Raw genomic sequence first — 16,482 nt, 5'->3', positions numbered from 1 at the left:
GCGGGTAACAACCTACGGTGGCGTAGCTTGAAGTGTAGAAGGCAGGATAGGGGCGTGAGCGATTTGGAAGCCATCCCAACCCATCCCTGGAGCCGCTACGTTGCCCTCGGGGATTCCTTTACGGAAGGGATTGGCGATCCCGACCCTTCCCGGCCCGGAGCGTATCGCGGCTGGGCCGATCGTGTGGCAGAGGAACTCAGCAGGGGCCATGAAGACTTCGCCTACGCCAACCTGGCCGTCCGCGGACGCCTGCTGCAGCAGATTGTGGACCAGCAGCTGGCACCCTGTCTCGCGCTGAAGCCGGATCTGGTGACGGTTTCTGCTGGCGGGAACGACCTCATCCGGCCCGGCGGCGACCCTGACGCCCTGGCCGCGAAGCTGGACTCGGTGGTGCAGATCCTGGTCACGACCGGCGCCACCGTGGTCCTGTTCAATGGCCCCGACACCGGATCATCGGTGTTGAGCCGGGTCCGCAGCAAGGTGGCGATTTACAACGAAAACCTGCGCACCGTCGCCGCGCGCCACGACGCGGTCATTGCCGATATGTGGTCGTTGCGCCAGCTGAGCGATCCGCAGATGTGGGACGTCGACCGGCTGCACTTCTCCCCTTTGGGCCACCACACTATTGCGGCCATGGTGCTGGATTCGCTGAACGTCCAGCACTCGCTGGAGCCGCTGGCACCGAAGCCGCTGCCACCGCGCAGTTGGCGGGAGGCCCGTTCCAATGACCTCGTGTGGGCCAGGGAGTACTTTGTCCCATGGGTGCTCCGGAGGCTACGGAACCGCTCCTCCGGTGACGGAATCACCGCGAAACGCCCGACGCCGGGCCCGGTCTTTGGTCCGGGTGTTCCCCTGGGTTCGGGGGAAGGCCCGAAGGGAAGCGACGAGGTGGCTCACCGCTGAGAGACTCCGGGACAGTTCTGCGGGACTAAACTGGGAGTACACCGATGAGAGGTCAGGCACCGTGAGTTCCCTGTTTTTCTGGATTATTATCCTGTCCATCCTGATCCCGTTCCTGATGCGCTGGTACCGGCGCTCCACCAAGGGCCGGAACGAGCGGTACTTCGGCGGGCCCGGCGCGCCCAGCGAATTCGGCGGCCCGGCCAACGGCCCTGGCGCCCCCGGGCAGCCCCAGCACCGGGACGGCTACACGCAGCAGGACTACTTCGCAGGTCCCTACCGCCAGATCCAGCCCCGGCAAGACCTGCCGCCCATCATTCCCGCGTGGCAGGATGCGCCGGCGGCTGAACAGCTTCCCCCGCAGCAGGCAACACCCAATCCACGGGACTCCCAGCCGCCCGTGGTGCCGCCGGCTCCTGCTGTTCCGTCCGCTCCACAGGGCTACCGCGCCCGGAAGCTTGCGGAGCTCGACGCGAAGTTCAGTGCCGGTGAACTGGCCATGGAGGACTATATGGCCCAGCGTGACGAAATCATGAAGGGCTAGCGGACCGTTCCTGCCGTCTTGGCCTGGCCGGGCTTAGGCCGAGAGATGCTTCCGTAGCTCCCGGTCCAGCTGGCCGATTTCCGTCAGGAAGCCGTCATGCCCAATGGGCGCTGAGATGACATGCACCGGAACATTGCCAGGCAGTGCCCTGGCCAGTTCCTGGGACTGCTCCGGGAAATACAGCCGGTCGGAATCTACAGCGGCAATGAAGAATTTGGCAGTCACCCGCCGGAGGACATCCGGCAGGGCGCCCCTGTTCCGGCATATGTCGTGGCTCATCAGGGACTCTGTTATGGCGATGTAGCTGTTGGCGTCGAACCGCTTAACCAGCTTCGTTCCCTGGTGATCAAGGTAGCTTTCCACCTGGTAGCGGCCCCGCTCCCCCAACGCCTGCTGTTGCAGGGGAGATTCCGGCTCCTGCGCCTCCCGCCCGAACCTGCTGTTAAGTTCCAGTGCCGAACGGTAGGTGATGTGGGCGATCCTGCGTGCCAGAGCCAGCCCGGCTTCGGGCTGCGCACCGTCGTAGTAGTCGCCGCCCCTGAAGTGGGGATCCTGGCGGATGGCCAGCGTCTGCGCCTGAGCAAAAGCGATCTGCTCGGCGGTGCTGGCCGCTCCGATCGAGATCACGCCGCAGCGTTGGACCCGCTGCGGGTACGTCACTGCCCATTCCAGGGCGCGGGCGCCTCCCATGGATCCGCCGATCACGGCGTACCAGGAATCGATCCCCAACTGGTCCGCCAACCGCGCTTCCGCCTCGGTGCTGTCACGCAGGGTTATTAACGGGAAGCGGGAACCCCAGGGCAAGCCGTCCGGAGCAGGCGACGCGGGACCAGTAGATCCGTAGCAGCCGCCCACAATGTTGACCGACACAACGAAGAAACGGTCCGTATCCACCGGCGCCCCGGGACCGGCAAGCTGCTCCCACCAGCCTTCTTCGTCGCTGCCGCCCCGGGTGACGTGGGTGCTGCCGGTCAGGGCATGCTCGATGAGGACGGCGTTGCTTCGGTCCTCATTGAGCCGGCCCCAGGTCTCATAAGCCAGGATGACGTCCGGGAGGTGGCCTCCGCCTTCGAGGTCCAGCCCGCCGATGGAGTGGTAGCGGAGGGTCCCGTCAAGCTGCCCGGCGGCGGGTACTGCGCCGGCAGCGGCAGTGCGGGAGACGGTAATCGTCATGAGTGGTGCCTTTTCTTCGCGATTGCCTGGCGTCGGCTGACGTCAGGCCAGGTCTTCACCCGGGGCACCCCGCCGCGAAGGAGGGTTGCCGGCCAGCAAGCCGGGGCTGTTGCTGGCACTCATGACCTGCCACGATTCTACGAAACAGGGCAGCAAAAAGGCGAAGCGTATGACGTTTTTGACGTACGCTCCGCCTTTGTGCTGCGGGAACTCAGGCTTCCTTGGCTGCCCTGAAGCCGGACTCAAGGTCTGCGAGGATGTCATCGATGTGCTCCAGGCCGACAGAGAGCCTGACCAGTCCGGGGGTCACCCCGGCTACTGCCTGCTGCTCCGGGGAAAGCTGGCTGTGGGTTGTCGATGCCGGATGGATCACCAGGGAGCGTACGTCCCCGATGTTTGCCACGTGGGAGTGCAGCTCCAGCGCATCAACAAACGCCTTGCCTGCCTCGGCCCCACCGGCAAGGTTGAAGGCGACGATTGCGCCGGTTCCGCGCGGACCGTATTTCTGCCCGCGCTCGAACCAGGGGCTGGACGGCAGGCCGGCATAGGCGACCGATTCGACGTCGGACCTCGCCTCCAGCCAGTTCGCCACGGCGGTGGCGTTGGCAACATGGCGTTCCACGCGCAGGCTCAGTGTTTCCAGCCCTTGGGCGATGAGGAAGGCGTTGAACGGAGCCACAGCAGAACCGAGGTCGCGGAGCAGCTGGACGCGGGCCTTGAGGATGTAGGACAGGTTGGCGCCGAGGATGCCGTTGACGCCGAGGTCACGGGCGTACACCAGGCCGTTGTAGCTGGGGTCCGGGGTGTTGAATCCGGGGAAGCGCTCAGGGTCCTTGCCGAAGTCGAAGTTCCCGGAATCGACGATGACACCGGCGATTGCCGTGCCGTGCCCGCCGAGGTACTTGGTGGCGGAATGCACCACGATGTCGGCGCCCCATTCGATGGGACGGATCAGGTAGGGCGTGGAGAGGGTGTTGTCCACGATGAGCGGCACCCCGGCGGCATGCGCCACGGCAGCGACACCTTCGATGTCCAACACGTCCTGGCGGGGGTTGGACACGACCTCGCCGAAGAAAAGCTTGGTGTTGTCCTGGACGGCGTCACGCCATTGGTCCAGGTTGTCCGGATCCTCTACGAACGTCACGGAGATGCCGAAGCGCTTGAGCGTGTGCGCCAGGAGGTTGTACGTGCCGCCGTAGAGGCTGGGGCTGGCCACCACGTGATCGCCGGCCTCGGCGACGTTGAGGATGGCAAAGGTTTCCGCCGCCTGGCCGGAGCTCAGCAGCAAGGCGCCAAGACCGCCTTCAAGGCTGGCGATGCGCTGTTCGACCGCGTCCTGGGTGGGGTTTCCGATCCGGGTGTAAATCGGTGCAAGCTCGCTGAGGGCAAAGCGGTTGGCCGCGCTTTCGGCGGACGGGAAGACGAACGAGGTGGTCTGGTAGATGGGCAGTGCCCTGGCGCCGGTTGCGGCGTCCGGCTCCTGGCCTGCGTGGATCTGGCGGGTTTCGAAGGACCATGCATTGGACATTAAAGCTCCTGGAGAATGCCCGGTCCCATCATGGGCCGGGGCGCGCTTGCCACCCGGCGGTTGCCGGACAGCCCGGTCTTCACCCGGGGCACCCCACCGCGGATGGAGGGTTGCCGGCCAGCAAGCCGGGGCAAAACGCTGGCACTCATGACCTGGACCCAGTGTAGGAAGCAGTCAGTAGGATGACCAGAATTGTGACGAACTTTCTCCCAATGCCTAGACGAGTAAGCCGCTAAGGGTACCCTTAGCTGAGAGCCCGATCACAAAGTGCCAAGATGAAGGCATGCGCATGGATCACGTCTCTTACGCCTGTGAACACGATGGCCTCGCTGCCACCACCGAACGCATCTCCGCTGCACTGGGGGTCGACGCTGTGAAGGGCGGAGTCCACCCCCGCTTTGGCACCCGGAACATGATTTTTCCGCTGGCCGGCCACAAGTACCTAGAAGTAGTGGAAGTGCTTGACCACCCTGCATCAGACAAGGCCCCCTTTGGCCAGGCCGTCCGCGCCCGCTCCGCCGCCGGCGGCGGCTGGATGGGATGGTGCGTCGAAGTGGAGGACCTGACTCCTTTTGAGGCCAGGCTGGGCCGCTCCGCCGTGAACGGCAACCGCAAGTTCCCGGATGGCCGCGAACTCGTATGGAAGCAGATCGGAATCCTGGGACTCATTGCCGATCCCCAGGTGCCGTACCTGCTCAAGTGGGAGGGTGATCCCGCCCTGCACCCGTCCAATGCGTACGAGAGCAACGTTAAGATGTCCAGCCTCACCATCGCCGGTTCCGCCGAACGCGTCACCGAGTGGCTGGGCGAACCGGTGGAGAAGCCACTTGAGGACGTTTCCGTCGACTGGATGGCACCGCACGGTACCCCCGGTATCCTGTCTGTCACGTTCGAAACAGCATCCGGCGCCGTGACCATCTGACCATCTCCAATACTTCGGCCGCCTGTTGCGGGTGCCAACGATGCCACCCGCAGCCGGCGGCCGATTCGCTTAACGGGCCTAGCGATAACTCAGCCGAGCCCCATCGCACTCCCTATCAGGCTGAACCCCACGAATGCCACGATGTCCAGCAGGGCATGGGCGACAATCAGCGGCATGACCCGCCCGGTTCTGGTGTATAGCCAGGCGAAGATAACGCCCATCACCACATTGCCGATGAACGGCCCGAAGCCCTGGTAGAGGTGGTAGCTGCCGCGCAGCACGGAGCTCAGCAGGATGGCCAGCGGCACGCTCCAGCCGAACCGGCCGAACCGGTCCAGGAGATACGCCACCACAATGACCTCTTCAACAAGCGCGTGCCTGACAGCGGAGAGGACCAGAACGGGAACGGTCCACCAATAGGCGTCCAGCGCGCTGGGGATGATGGCCGTGGTGATTCCCAGCGCCCTGCCGGCGGCATACAGGCCCAGCGAAGGAATCCCGATCAGCGCAGCGAGGCCGGCGCCCTGCAGGAGGTCCCGCCATGGCCTGGTGGCGTCCATGCCGAGCCGGCGGAATACCGACGGCAAATTGCCTTTCTCCAGCCCCGGAGTCGGCTGGGCAGGCATGCCCGGGGCAGTTCTTGAGACAGCACCCGGGGCCAGGCCCGCAACAGATCCCTGCCGCTCGGAGCTAAGGAAGAACAGCACCAGCGCCACCGGCACCAGCGCGAAGATGATGTCAAGCAGCTGGTAGGTCAGGTCAAAGTACTCCCGGCTGCTTTGCGAGCGGTTCAGGGTGGACGTTCCCTCCGCCAAGGGAGCCCGGCTCATCTTGTCCAGCAACTGGACCACTGAATACACGGCTGACTGGCCCAGCGAGAGGCCAAGGACAATCCAGACTTCAAACCGCAACCGACGGCGGGACGTAACCAGCATGTTCCCATCTTGCCTGTTCTACCCGGCAGTTCGCTGAAGGAGCTTTATGCCGGTGGTGTGGGAGCGCCGGCAGAGGCGGGTCAGTCCTGCTCTGAGTCGGTGGGAGCCAGGATCACCTCGGTGCCCCCGGCTTCAAAGGCTTCCTTGTCGCTGGCGGATATCCCGGCATCGGTAATTAACCGGCGGAATTCGTAGCCGGCCATGGTAGCGAACGCCCTCTTCCCCACCTTCGAGGAATCAGCCAGGACGTAGGAAATTGACGCACGCCGGGCCATCAGGGCGTTGACGGAGGCTTCGCCTTCATCAGTGATGGTGGGTCCGAACTCCGGATCGATGCCGTTGACTCCAACGAAGGCAATATCCAGCGCTACCTTCTCCATGATGATGTCCGTGTAGGGCCCCACCAGCTCGTAGGAGCGGGGGTTGAGGATCCCGCCGGTGACCATGATCTTGATGTTGGGCCGGACAGCCAGCTGGGAGGCGATGTTGATGGCATTCGTAACCACCGTCAGCGTTGCCCGCTGGGAGGTGGTGTTCAGGTCCGGCCGGGTGGCAAGCACCTGCGCCAGGGCTGTGCTGGTGGTTCCACCGCTGAGTCCGATCACCGCGCCGGGCTTAATCAGGGCCGAGGCTGCCAGTGCGATCTGGTGTTTGGCTTGGGCGTGGTCGTCCCTGTTGTACCGGCCGGGAAGGTCATAGGACACCACTCCCGTGGTTGCCCCACCCCTGGTGCGGCTGAGGAGCCGCTGCTTGGCCAGGCTGTCCAGGTCGCGGCGCGCTGTTGCCGGCGAAACCCCGAGGCGCGTGACAATGTCCTCAACGTCCACCTGGCCTGAAACAGCCAGGAGATCCAGGATTGCGGTGAGTCTTTCGGTGCGTGTCATCACTACCTCCGGGTGTGGACTATGTGGTTTTCGCAAAGAGTGTTAACAAGCGTGCGGCCTCCGGCACCAATGCTTCCCGGCCTGCTTTTAAGTACGTCCGCGAGTCCACCACGTCCGGATGGCCGTCAAGGTAGTTCCGCACGGCGCGCGTGAAGAACCCGTTGAGGTGAGTGGATACATTAATTTTAGTCATGCCGGCGCGAATTGCTGCCACGAGCACGTCATCTGGCACTCCGGACGAGCCATGAAGCACCAGCGGAACCGCCGATGCGTCCCGCAGCCTGGCTATCAGGGCAAGGTCCAGTGTGGCGTCGCGGCGGGTCATGGCGTGCGAAGAGCCAACTGCTACTGCGAGCGCGTCCACACCGGTAGCTGCCACGAACTGCGCCGCTTCGGCCGGATCCGTCCGCACCCCGGGCGCGTGGGCGCCGTCCTTTCCGCCGATCGCGCCCAGCTCCGCCTCGACGTAAACACCCCTGGCGTGGGCGTATTCCACGATGCGCCGGGTAGCGGCGACGTTTGCCGCATATGCCAGCCTGGCGCCGTCGTACATCACCGATCCGAACCCCAGCTCCACCGCCTGCACCGCCAGTTCTTCGGACTCTGCGTGATCTAGATGCAGCGCCACCGGAACCGCCGCTTCCCTGGCGACTGCCAGTGCTGCTGCAGCGAGAGGTTCAAGCCCGCCGTGATAGGCCACGCAGTTCTCGGAGACCTGCAGGATCAGCGGCAGGCCAGCCGCCTCTGCACCGGCTACCAACCCCTCCAGCGTTTCGAGGTGGATAATGTTGAACGCTCCTTGTCCGGTGCCACGGGCGGCAGCATCCTGGACCAGCTCACGGGTATTGACCAGGGTCATACGGTGTCCTTCCGGGACAGAATGAGCTGACTTTCAAAGTCCCGGAACGACGGTGATATCTCACCGGCGGCAGGCATCAGAACGGCGGCTGCGGACCAGGCCGTCGCTGCCCGGAGAAGTGCCTCGGCGTTGGTATCGCCGCGGGCCCGCATGACGGCGGCAGCGGACACGGCCGCGTCTCCGGCCCCTGTGGGGTTGCCGGTCAGTGGCTTGGGAAGCCGTGCCGTGAGGTACTGGCCAGGCATGGCTGCATCAAACAGGAGCATCCCCTGTTCCCCGGCGCTTGCCAGCACGCGCCGGGCGCCGAGGGCAAGGAGCCTCCGGGCGGCAGGGACGGGGTCTGTTTCACCTGTAGCTTCAAGCAGTTCGTCGATGTTGGGCTTGAGGAGGTCCGCACCGGCTGCCGCAGCCGAGAGGATACCTGGCCCTGAGGTGTCGATGATCGCCGGAATCCCGGCCATTGCGGCCAGTGCCACGAGCGAAGCGTAGAAATCGGCAGGCGCCCCTGGTGGGAGGCTTCCGGCGCCCACCAGCACGCCGGGCGGATAACCGTCCTCACCGCTGAGACCGGCCACGACGGCGTCTGCCAGCCTCCGCCAGTCCTCGGGCCGGAGCGGCCGGCCGGCTTCGTTGAAGATGGTGGTTTGCCCGCCCTCGGTGTCCACCAAGGCAACGCTGCGGCGCATGGGAACCTGCACCTGGACCAGACGGTGCGGAACTCCGGAACCGGCAATGTCCGCAGAAAATTCCGTGCCCGTGCTGCCACCGCAAGGCGCAATGGCCAGGACGTTGCTGCCCAATTGGTGGGCCACCCTGGCGACGTTGATGCCTTTGCCTCCGGCGTGGCTCTGCGGCGCCTCCACACGGTGGCTTCCGCCAGGGACGATTCCCGCCACGTGATAGGTCACATCCACCGCAGGGTTCGGAGTCACGGTAATAATCCGATTCACCGACCGCCCCCTTTACGGCGCGCCCGCCCCGGGTCCGCCAGCAGCTTGCGGGCGTTCAGGCCGGCGCCGAGAAGCCCGGCGTCCTGGCCCAGCCTGGCTCGGAGGATCACCGGACGGCGGTGGAAGTTCAATGACGCGTCCACGCGCTTCCGGATGGGTTCCAGGAGTTCCTCGCCGGCTTCAGCCAGGCCGCCACCGATCACCACTGCCTCGGTGCCGATGATGCTGACACACTGGCAGATGGTGAACGCCAGCGCGTCTACTGCATCCGCCCAGATCCGGGCCGCCACAGCATCTCCGGAGCGTCCGCGCTCCAGCACGTCCCTGGCCCCGGCCACCACTTCACCCGTTGCCGCGCGGTAGCGTCCGGCAATGCCGCCGGCGGAACCTACGGCTTCAAGGATGGTGCTGCCGGCACCGTCCGGTACCGGTACCAGGGCATGTCCCAGTTCCCCCGCGAAGCCGCCTGCAGTCACCAGGTGCCCACCCGAGAAAACAGCCGCCGCGATGCCGGTGCCGACCACCATGAACACCACGTCGCCAAATTCCCGCGAGTCGCCATACCGGTGTTCCACTGCAGCGGCCGAGCGGACATCATGGTCAAAGGCCACCGGGACTCCCAGCCGGCGCCCTGCCTCTGCGGCGAACGGGTAGTTCCGCCAGCCCAGGTTGGCCGAGTAGCTGCCAATGCCGGCCACTTCATCTACGATTCCCGGCACAATGACGCCCGCTGCCGCAATCGTGGTCTCAGGAAATTCGGCTGCCAGGTCCCCGGCCAGTTCGGCCAGCCGGTCCAGGATGGCGTCGGCCGGGCGGTCCGGATCGCGCGGGGTGGGAACCCGGCGCATCCCAAGGACGCTGCCGTCAGTATTGATAATGCCCGCTTTAAGATCCGTGCCGCCGACGTCGAACGCGAGCACTGCGGACTCTGCGGCACCAAGGATCATGCCGCTTCCTAGGCTGAGTCGCCGAGGATAACCGAACGCGTCAGGTTGCGCGGCAGGTCCGGATTGAGTCCACGGGCCCGGGCCCGGTCCAGGGTCACCTTATGGACCCGGGCAAGCTCGGCCAAAGGGTGCTTGCCGGTGTTGATATAAAGCGCTCCGGTGGCCGCCATGTCCTGGTCCAGGCCCTCCGGCTGCTCTCCGAAAAGCCAGGTAACCCGCCCCGGGCACGCTATGGAAATGGGGCCATGCCGGTATTCCATGGCCGGGTACGATTCCGTCCAGTCCTGCACTGCTTCACGCATCTTCAGGCCCGCCTCATAGGCCAGGCCAACCGTCCAGCCGCGGCCAAGGAAGGTGAACTGCCCTGCTTCCAGGAGCTCTGGCGAGGTGGGTTCAACGACGGCGGCACGGGCCTCGGCCACCGCCTCGTCCAGGTCCTCCCCCAGGCTGGCCAACAGGTAGGCAAGGGCCGAAGTGGCGAAGCGGGTCTGGACCACGGACTGCTCATCCGCGTAAGGCAGCCCAATCACCGCATCGGCGAGGCCGACGATGGGCGACTGGAGGTCACCGATCAGGGCAATGGTGCGGACTTTCCCCTTGAGCGCGCCCAGCAGCTCGAGTACTTCCGTGGTGGTGCCGGAACGCGTAATGGCGATAACGGCGTCGTAAGTACGTACCGGGCTGTTGCTGTTCAGGAAGGCTTCCGAGGCGGCGAAGGCGTCGGTCAGGCCCTTGCCCTTGGATTCGCGCGCCTGGGCGTAGCTCTGGGCCATGAACCATGACGTGCCGCAGCCAACCACCGCCACGCGCTCGCCGTCCGCGGGCAGGAGCTCCTCGCGTGCCGCTTGGGCAATGGCACGCTGCCACATCTCGGGCTGGGAGGTGAGTTCCTCCTCCATGAATGCTCCTGGCGTGCCTTGCGTCATGAGAGTGCTCCTTAACGGCCGTAAGTGACGTCAGAATGAAACGTCGATGACGTATTCTGACTGATACAAACAGTAAACGAGCAAGAACTATCTAACAAGAATCATGGCGAACATTTCAGAAATGGGCAGCAGTCAGCTGCGGACGCCGAAGTGACGGCAACCGGGGGAACGAAAATGGCACCGGGCAGGCCCGGCAGCAGCTCAGCGCCTGGACTGGCCGGCGTGCAGGGGCGTACGGGCGCCGGCGCGCCAGACCGCGTAAGTCAGTGGCATCCCCGGCCGGTAGGCAAGATGCGTGGCTGACGGTGCGTTAAGCATCTGCAGGTCCGCCCGGTGTCCCACGGCCAACGAACCCACTGCGCGTGCACCATCAACGTCCTCACCCGTTTCCCGGTGCAGGGCCAGCGCGCCACCGTACGTGGCAGCGCGCACTGCTTCCGCTACCGACAGGCCCATCTGCAGCACCGCCGTGGTGACGCAGTAGGCCATGGAACTGGTGTAGGAAGTGCCCGGGTTGCAGTTGGAGGCCAGTGCCACCGGAACACCGGAATCGAGGAGACGGCGGGCGGGAGCCAACGGCTGGCGGGTGGACAGGTCACAGGCCGGGAGGCATGTTGCTACTGTCCCGCGGCTGCCCCCTGACCAGCTGCCGGCGAGGGCGTCGAAATCGGCGTCTGACAGGTAGTTGACGTGGTCCACGCTGGCAGCGGCGAACTCGACGGCCAGCTGGACACCCGGTCCCTCGCCCAGCTGGTTGCCATGCACACGCAGGCCAAGTCCGGCAGCCTTGCAGGCCTCAAGGACCCGCCGGGACTGCTCGGCGTCGAAAGCTCCGGTTTCGCAGAAGACATCGGCCCAGGAAACGTAGGGCCGGACGGCCTGCAGCATGGGACCGCAGACCAGGTCAACATAGTCCTCGGCGGAGATACCCTTAGGAACGAGATGGGCGCCCAGGAACGTCACCTCGTCGACCACGGTGGATGCGATCCGGGCACTCCTGGCCTCGTGCTCGACGTCCAGCCCATAGCCGGTCTTGGTTTCGATGTAGGTGGTGCCCAGCGAGGCTGCTTCCGCCACGCGGCCCAGCAGCAGGCGGGTCAGATCGAAGTCGGAAGTGGCCCGGGTGGCGCCCGTGGTCACCGCAATGCCTCCTGCGGTGTATTCCTCTCCGGCCATCCTGGCGGTGAATTCGGCGGTGCGGTCGCCGGCGAACACCAGGTGCGTGTGGGAGTCCACCCACCCCGGCAGGACGGCCCGGCCGCCGGCGTCCACGGCCTCGTCCGCCGGCGGGGCAGTGGCTGCGGAACCGATCCAGGAAATGCGTTCGCCCTCAAACACCACCGCTGCGTTGTGGAGGATGCGGCCGTCGGCATCCTGGGTCATCAATTCGCCGATGTTGTTGATCAGAGTGCTCATAGGGACATTCTTCAGCGTCGGATCGACAACCGGGCCGGACCCAGCAGTTGTGCCGTCCGGGATTCCGGACGCGCACCCCCACCGGCACCGCGGCCGAGGATTAGGTTTGCCGCGAATTCGGCGATCGCCGAGGACGTCTGGAAACCGTAGCCCCCTTGGCCGGCCAACCAGAAAAAGCCGCGTGCCTCGGCGTCGAAGCCCACCACCGGTATCCCATCTGCAGGCGAGGTACGCAGGCCGGTCCAGGCGCGGCGAACACCCGTGATCCCCAACGTGGTTGCCTGGTTAAGCCTGTTCACCACGCCGTCGACGTCCGCCGCCCGCGGCCGGGCATCCTCCGGACCGCTGGGCTGGGACTCCGACGGGGAGATCAGCACACCGCCGTCCTCCGGCCGGAAGTAGAAAGTGTCATCCGCCGCGGCAACCATCGGTGAGGCCGGAGCCAGGGGATTTTCGACGTCGACGATGGCCGCGGTGCGCCGGTACGGCTGCAGGCCCAGCCGCTCCACACCACTGATAACAGCCAGTTCGTCAGCCCACGCTCCGGCAGCATTGACCATCACTCCGGCATGAAGTGCTTCCTGCCCGGCCCCGATCTGCCAACCGCTGCCGAGAGGCTGTGCAGAATGTACCGGGGCGCCGGTGATGATGTCAGCTCCGGCGGCCATGGCGCGCTGCCGATGATCCTCGATGAGGAGGGGTGCGTTACAGGCGAACGAACCCGAGTCGAAGCCGGCGGCTTCGAACCATTCCGGACGCAGGACCGGGCAGAGTGCCATGGCAGCCGGGTGGCTGATGGGTTCCATCTGGCCGCTGGCTTTGGCCGCTACGTCTGCCACCGAACCGATCAGCATAAATCCACGCGGCGACAACACGTGGCCGGATTTCAGCTCGGCGTCCCGTGCTGCCATCAGCTCCAGGGTCCGGAGGGTGAGCTCCTGCACGATGTCCGGACCGTAGCTGGGGATGAGCTGGCGGGCGGAGCGGGAGGACGAGTGGTAGGCCAGCTCCTGTTCGGCCTCCACCACGGCAACAGAACACTCCCCCGCCAGGGCCGAAGCAAGGGAGAGTCCGGCAATGCCGCCGCCAACGATTACCACGTCATAATTCGCCGCCATGGCAACATCCTCGCAGAACAGGGCCCGTCGCCGTCGTACTTTCTAGCTGCCCTGGCCGGCAATAGCCGCACGGCTCGCCACGAATGCCCGGACGCAGCGCTCCACGTCTTCCGGGCTGTGGGCGGCGGACAACTGGACGCGGATGCGGGCGGCATCCTTCGGGACCACGGGATAGCTGAAGGCGGTGACGAAGACGCCGTCATCCAGCATGCGGTCCGCCACCCTGGCCGCCATGACGGCGTCGCCGAACATCACCGGGATGATGGCGTGCTCACCCTCAAGCAGCTCAAAACCTTCCTCAATCATCCTGCTGCGGAAGAGGGCCGCGTTCTCGAAGAGGCGGCTGCGCAACTCTCCCGAGTTCTCCACCATGTCCAGGGCCGTCAGGGTCGCCGCGACGATCGAGGGGGCCAATGAGTTGGAGAACAGGTACGGCCGGGCCTTCTGGCGCAGCATGGCCACGATGGCGCTGCGGCCCGAGACGTAGCCGCCCGACGCTCCGCCCAGGGCTTTGCCGAACGTGCCGGTGTAGATGTCCACCCGATCGGAGACTCCCGCGTGTTCAGGAGTGCCGGCGCCGGTGGAGCCCATAAAGCCTACGGCGTGCGAGTCGTCCACCATGACCAGGGCGCCATACTTGTCAGCGAGGTCACAGATCGCTTCCAGCGGGGCCAGGTAGCCGTCCATGGAGAAAACGCCGTCCGTGACAATGATCGTGCGGCGGGCCGGGTTGACCCCGGTAGTTGCCTCGATCAGCCGTGCCTCAAGCTCGGCCATGTCCCGGTTGGCGTAGCGGTAGCGGCTGGCCTTGCAGAGCCGGATGCCGTCGATAATCGAGGCATGGTTCAGGGCATCGGAAATGATGGCGTCCCCCGGGCCGAAGAGTGATTCGAAGACTCCCCCGTTGGCGTCGAAGCAGCTTGAAAAAAGGATGGTGTCTTCGGTGCCCAGGAAACGGGAGACCCTTGCTTCGAGTGCCAGGTGCAGGTCCTGGGTTCCACAGATGAAGCGGACCGAGGCCATCCCGAATCCACGCGAGTCCAGGGCTTTCTTGGCCGCCGCGATGATCTCCGGGTGGTCGGCCAGGCCCAGATAGTTGTTGGCGCAGAAGTTAAGGACCGGACGGGCCGGGGCGCCGAGCTGTCCGGCACTGATGTGGCCGGCCTGGGGTGAATCAATGTGGCGCTCAGTCTTGAACAGGCCGGCAGTGCGCAGGCCGGCCAACTCTTCCTCGAGCTCGTCCTTCAGTGACGTGTACATGGTGCTCCTTAGAGTTCGGTCCAGTCGAGGACAACTTTGCCGCCGGTGCCGGCGCGGGCGATGTCAAAGCCCCGTTCCCATTCCGTGGCGGAAAGCTTGTCCGTCACCACTGCCGAGATCGTGGCGTGCAGGGCGGGGTTGGAGGACAGCATGGCGCTCATGGCATACCAGGTCTCGAACATTTCCCGGCCGTAGATTCCCTTGAGGGTCAGCATGTGGGTGACCACCTTGCCCCAGTCGATGTCTATGGACTGGCTGGGCAGGCCCAGCATGGCGATGCGTCCCCCGTGGTTCATATTGTCGATCATCTCAGGCAGCGCCGTGGGGTGGCCGGACATTTCCAGACCGATGTCAAAACCCTCACGCATGCCCAGCGACTGCTGCGCTTCGTTGACCCTCGTGGTGGAAACGTCGATGGCAAGATCGGCTCCGAGACTGCGGGCCAGCTGCAGGCGGGGTGCGGAGACGTCGGTGATGGCGATCTTCCGTGCTCCGGCGTGGCGGGCTACGGCGATAGCCATCAGCCCGATGGGCCCGGCCCCGGTGATGAGCACGTCCTCGCCCACCAGGGGGAAACTCAGCGCAGTATGGACAGCATTGCCGAAGGGATCGAAGATGGCGCCGAGTTCGGGGGTGACTGAAGCATCCTGGTGGACCCAGACGTTGGTCTCCGGTATCACCACGAACTCGGCGAAGGCTCCGTCACGCTGCACGCCCACTGATACCGTATGGATACACATCTGGCGCCGCCCTGCCCGGCAGTTCCGGCAGATCCCGCAGACAATATGGCCCTCCCCGGATACCCGGTCGCCCACTTTGACGTCGCGGACGTCCGCACCTGCCTCCACCACTTCGCCGTAAAATTCGTGGCCGGCGATCAACGGAGCTTCGATGATGCCTTGCGCCCAGGCATCCCACGACTGGATGTGCAGGTCGGTGCCGCAAATGCCGGTGGTCATAACCCGGATCTTGACGTCGCCTGCCCCTGTTTCGGGTTCGGGACGGTCAACGAGTTCGAAGCCGGCATGCGGGCCGGACTTGTAGAGAGCCTTCATGGGTTCCTAACGTGCAGGGGGCAGCCGCTCTGCTGCCGTGGTGAGACCATTGAATCCCCCTGCAGGGTTAAGCACAAACGATATTTACTGAAGCAACGGTTTAGTATTCGCTAATGGAAATTTCCCAGCTTCAGATGCTTCGCGAACTCGGTGACCTGGGCAGCGTCAAGGCTGTAGCCGAAACCCTGATGGTCACGCCGTCGGCCGTTTCGCAGCAGTTGGCGCTCCTGCAGCGCTCAGTGGACGTTCCCCTCACCCGCAAGGAAGGCAGGGTACTGGTCCTCACTGATGCCGGGCGAGTGCTCGCCGAGGCGGGTGCCGCCGTCGTAAATGCCATGGCAGATGCGCGGGCAGCAATCGGCGCGTATCACGAATCCCCGGGAATGCCGGTCTCCATCAGCGCCTTCCACAGTGCGGGGCAGGCACTTTTCGCGCCGCTTCTTGGCGTGCTTGGAGCGCACGGGACCACCCCGGAACTGCGCCTGGCCGACGAGGACGTTGCACAGGAGGATTTCCCCGGACTGACCGCCCGCTACGACCTGGTGCTGGCCCACCGGCTGGACAACAGCCCGCCCTGGCCGGAAGAAAAAGTGACCGTGATCCCGCTGGCCGACGAACCACTCGACGTTGCGCTCCCGGCCGGACACGCGCTGTTGGACCGCTCCATCCTGACGCCTGATGACGTCGTCGCGGAGCCCTGGGTGACCAGCCGCCCGGGTTACTCGCCCGCTGACGTGCTGGCCGCCGTCGTTGCCGTCAGCGGGCGGCCCGCGAAAGTGCTGCACAGGATCAACGACTACTCCACAGTCGCGGCACTGGTGTCCGACGGCGGCGCTATAGGCCTGCTCCCCCGTTTCACCTCGCGCCGGGTGCTCGACGCGGGCGTTGTGCTGCGGCCGTTGACCGGGGTGAACGCGCTGCGGAAGATCGACGTGCTGTCCCGGCCGGAGACGCTGAAGCGCCAGTCCGTCCTGACGGTCTGCGACGGGTTGCGGGCGGTCATGACCGAACTGGCCGTGGCGCCCGTTAAGCGCAGGTAGCTCGCACTTAACGTCGTCAAAGACT

Annotated in this window: 16 protein-coding genes and 2 riboswitches; of the genes, 4 read left to right on the top strand and 12 right to left on the bottom strand. The window is 65.2% G+C overall.

What is annotated here, in order from left to right:
- Nucleotides 1–54: 54 nt before the first annotated feature.
- Nucleotides 55–903: an SGNH/GDSL hydrolase family protein gene (locus AC50X5_RS13625; protein WP_494976615.1), complete on the top strand. Its 849-nt coding sequence runs from the start codon at nt 55–57 to the stop codon at nt 901–903.
- Nucleotides 904–964: 61 nt separating this feature from the next.
- A complete protein-coding gene (locus AC50X5_RS13620) occupies nt 965–1,444 on the top strand; it encodes a hypothetical protein (protein ID WP_494976614.1) in 480 nt (159 codons plus the stop codon).
- 33 nt (nt 1,445–1,477) lie between these two features.
- On the opposite strand, the gene metX is transcribed toward AC50X5_RS13620, so the two are convergent.
- Both metX and AC50X5_RS13610 read right to left on the bottom strand, forming a co-directional pair.
- Nucleotides 1,478–2,617 carry a homoserine O-acetyltransferase MetX gene (gene metX, locus AC50X5_RS13615; protein ID WP_494976613.1) on the bottom strand — a complete coding sequence of 380 codons (1,140 nt, stop codon included), beginning with the start codon at nt 2,615–2,617 and terminating at the stop codon, nt 1,478–1,480.
- 13 nt (nt 2,618–2,630) lie between these two features.
- A riboswitch (SAM riboswitch) is annotated at nt 2,631–2,744 on the bottom strand.
- Between the two features lie 84 nt (nt 2,745–2,828).
- On the bottom strand, nt 2,829–4,145 hold the full coding sequence (locus AC50X5_RS13610) for a bifunctional o-acetylhomoserine/o-acetylserine sulfhydrylase (RefSeq protein WP_494976612.1): 1,317 nt from the start codon (nt 4,143–4,145) through the stop codon (nt 2,829–2,831).
- A 37-nt stretch (nt 4,146–4,182) separates the two neighbouring features.
- Nucleotides 4,183–4,298: riboswitch (SAM riboswitch) on the bottom strand.
- Between the two features lie 130 nt (nt 4,299–4,428).
- Here AC50X5_RS13610 and AC50X5_RS13605 point away from each other — a divergent pair.
- Nucleotides 4,429–5,067 carry a VOC family protein gene (locus AC50X5_RS13605; protein ID WP_494976611.1) on the top strand — a complete coding sequence of 213 codons (639 nt, stop codon included), beginning with the start codon at nt 4,429–4,431 and terminating at the stop codon, nt 5,065–5,067.
- 89 nt (nt 5,068–5,156) lie between these two features.
- Here AC50X5_RS13605 and AC50X5_RS13600 read toward each other — a convergent pair whose 3' ends face one another.
- The 10 genes from AC50X5_RS13600 to tdh all read right to left on the bottom strand — a co-directional run bounded on the left by AC50X5_RS13600 (nt 5,157) and on the right by tdh (nt 15,417).
- A complete protein-coding gene (locus AC50X5_RS13600) occupies nt 5,157–6,002 on the bottom strand; it encodes a CPBP family intramembrane glutamic endopeptidase (protein WP_494976610.1) in 846 nt (281 codons plus the stop codon).
- A gap of 80 nt (nt 6,003–6,082) precedes the next feature.
- Nucleotides 6,083–6,886 carry a DeoR/GlpR family DNA-binding transcription regulator gene (locus tag AC50X5_RS13595; RefSeq protein WP_494976609.1) on the bottom strand — a complete coding sequence of 268 codons (804 nt, stop codon included), beginning with the start codon at nt 6,884–6,886 and terminating at the stop codon, nt 6,083–6,085.
- 19 nt (nt 6,887–6,905) lie between these two features.
- Entirely contained in the window at nt 6,906–7,745 is an 840-nt protein-coding gene (locus AC50X5_RS13590; protein ID WP_494976608.1) for a class II fructose-bisphosphate aldolase, read from the bottom strand.
- Nucleotides 7,742–8,677, bottom strand: a complete 936-nt coding sequence (locus AC50X5_RS13585; protein ID WP_494976607.1) for a 1-phosphofructokinase family hexose kinase — start codon at nt 8,675–8,677, stop codon at nt 7,742–7,744. The genes AC50X5_RS13590 and AC50X5_RS13585 overlap by 4 nt, the downstream gene beginning before the upstream one ends.
- Nucleotides 8,678–8,691: 14 nt before the next feature.
- The gene (locus tag AC50X5_RS13580; RefSeq protein WP_494976606.1) at nt 8,692–9,642 is read right to left on the bottom strand and encodes an ROK family protein; all 951 of its coding nucleotides are present in this window, start codon (nt 9,640–9,642) and stop codon (nt 8,692–8,694) included.
- Nucleotides 9,643–9,650: 8 nt separating this feature from the next.
- Complete coding sequence (locus AC50X5_RS13575) at nt 9,651–10,568, bottom strand: SIS domain-containing protein (RefSeq protein WP_494976605.1); 918 nt, start codon at nt 10,566–10,568, stop codon at nt 9,651–9,653.
- Nucleotides 10,569–10,769: 201 nt separating this feature from the next.
- Nucleotides 10,770–11,984 carry an imidazolonepropionase gene (gene hutI, locus AC50X5_RS13570; protein WP_494976604.1) on the bottom strand — a complete coding sequence of 405 codons (1,215 nt, stop codon included), beginning with the start codon at nt 11,982–11,984 and terminating at the stop codon, nt 10,770–10,772.
- Nucleotides 11,985–11,995: 11 nt separating this feature from the next.
- Nucleotides 11,996–13,102, bottom strand: coding sequence for an NAD(P)/FAD-dependent oxidoreductase (locus tag AC50X5_RS13565; RefSeq protein WP_494976603.1), 1,107 nt, complete (start codon nt 13,100–13,102; stop codon nt 11,996–11,998).
- A 42-nt stretch (nt 13,103–13,144) separates the two neighbouring features.
- Nucleotides 13,145–14,362 carry a glycine C-acetyltransferase gene (locus AC50X5_RS13560; RefSeq protein ID WP_494976602.1) on the bottom strand — a complete coding sequence of 406 codons (1,218 nt, stop codon included), beginning with the start codon at nt 14,360–14,362 and terminating at the stop codon, nt 13,145–13,147.
- 8 nt (nt 14,363–14,370) lie between these two features.
- Nucleotides 14,371–15,417, bottom strand: coding sequence for an L-threonine 3-dehydrogenase (tdh, locus tag AC50X5_RS13555; protein WP_494976601.1), 1,047 nt, complete (start codon nt 15,415–15,417; stop codon nt 14,371–14,373).
- Between the two features lie 113 nt (nt 15,418–15,530).
- Here tdh and AC50X5_RS13550 point away from each other — a divergent pair, with 113 nt between their 5' ends.
- The gene (locus AC50X5_RS13550; protein WP_494976600.1) at nt 15,531–16,457 is read left to right on the top strand and encodes a LysR family transcriptional regulator; all 927 of its coding nucleotides are present in this window, start codon (nt 15,531–15,533) and stop codon (nt 16,455–16,457) included.
- Nucleotides 16,458–16,482 lie beyond the last annotated feature (25 nt).

It is taken from the genome of Pseudarthrobacter sp. MDT1-40-2 (assembly GCF_059383595.1).
The sequence above is the reverse complement of the archived record's forward strand: the minus strand, read 5'-3'. Positions and strand labels throughout refer to the sequence as shown.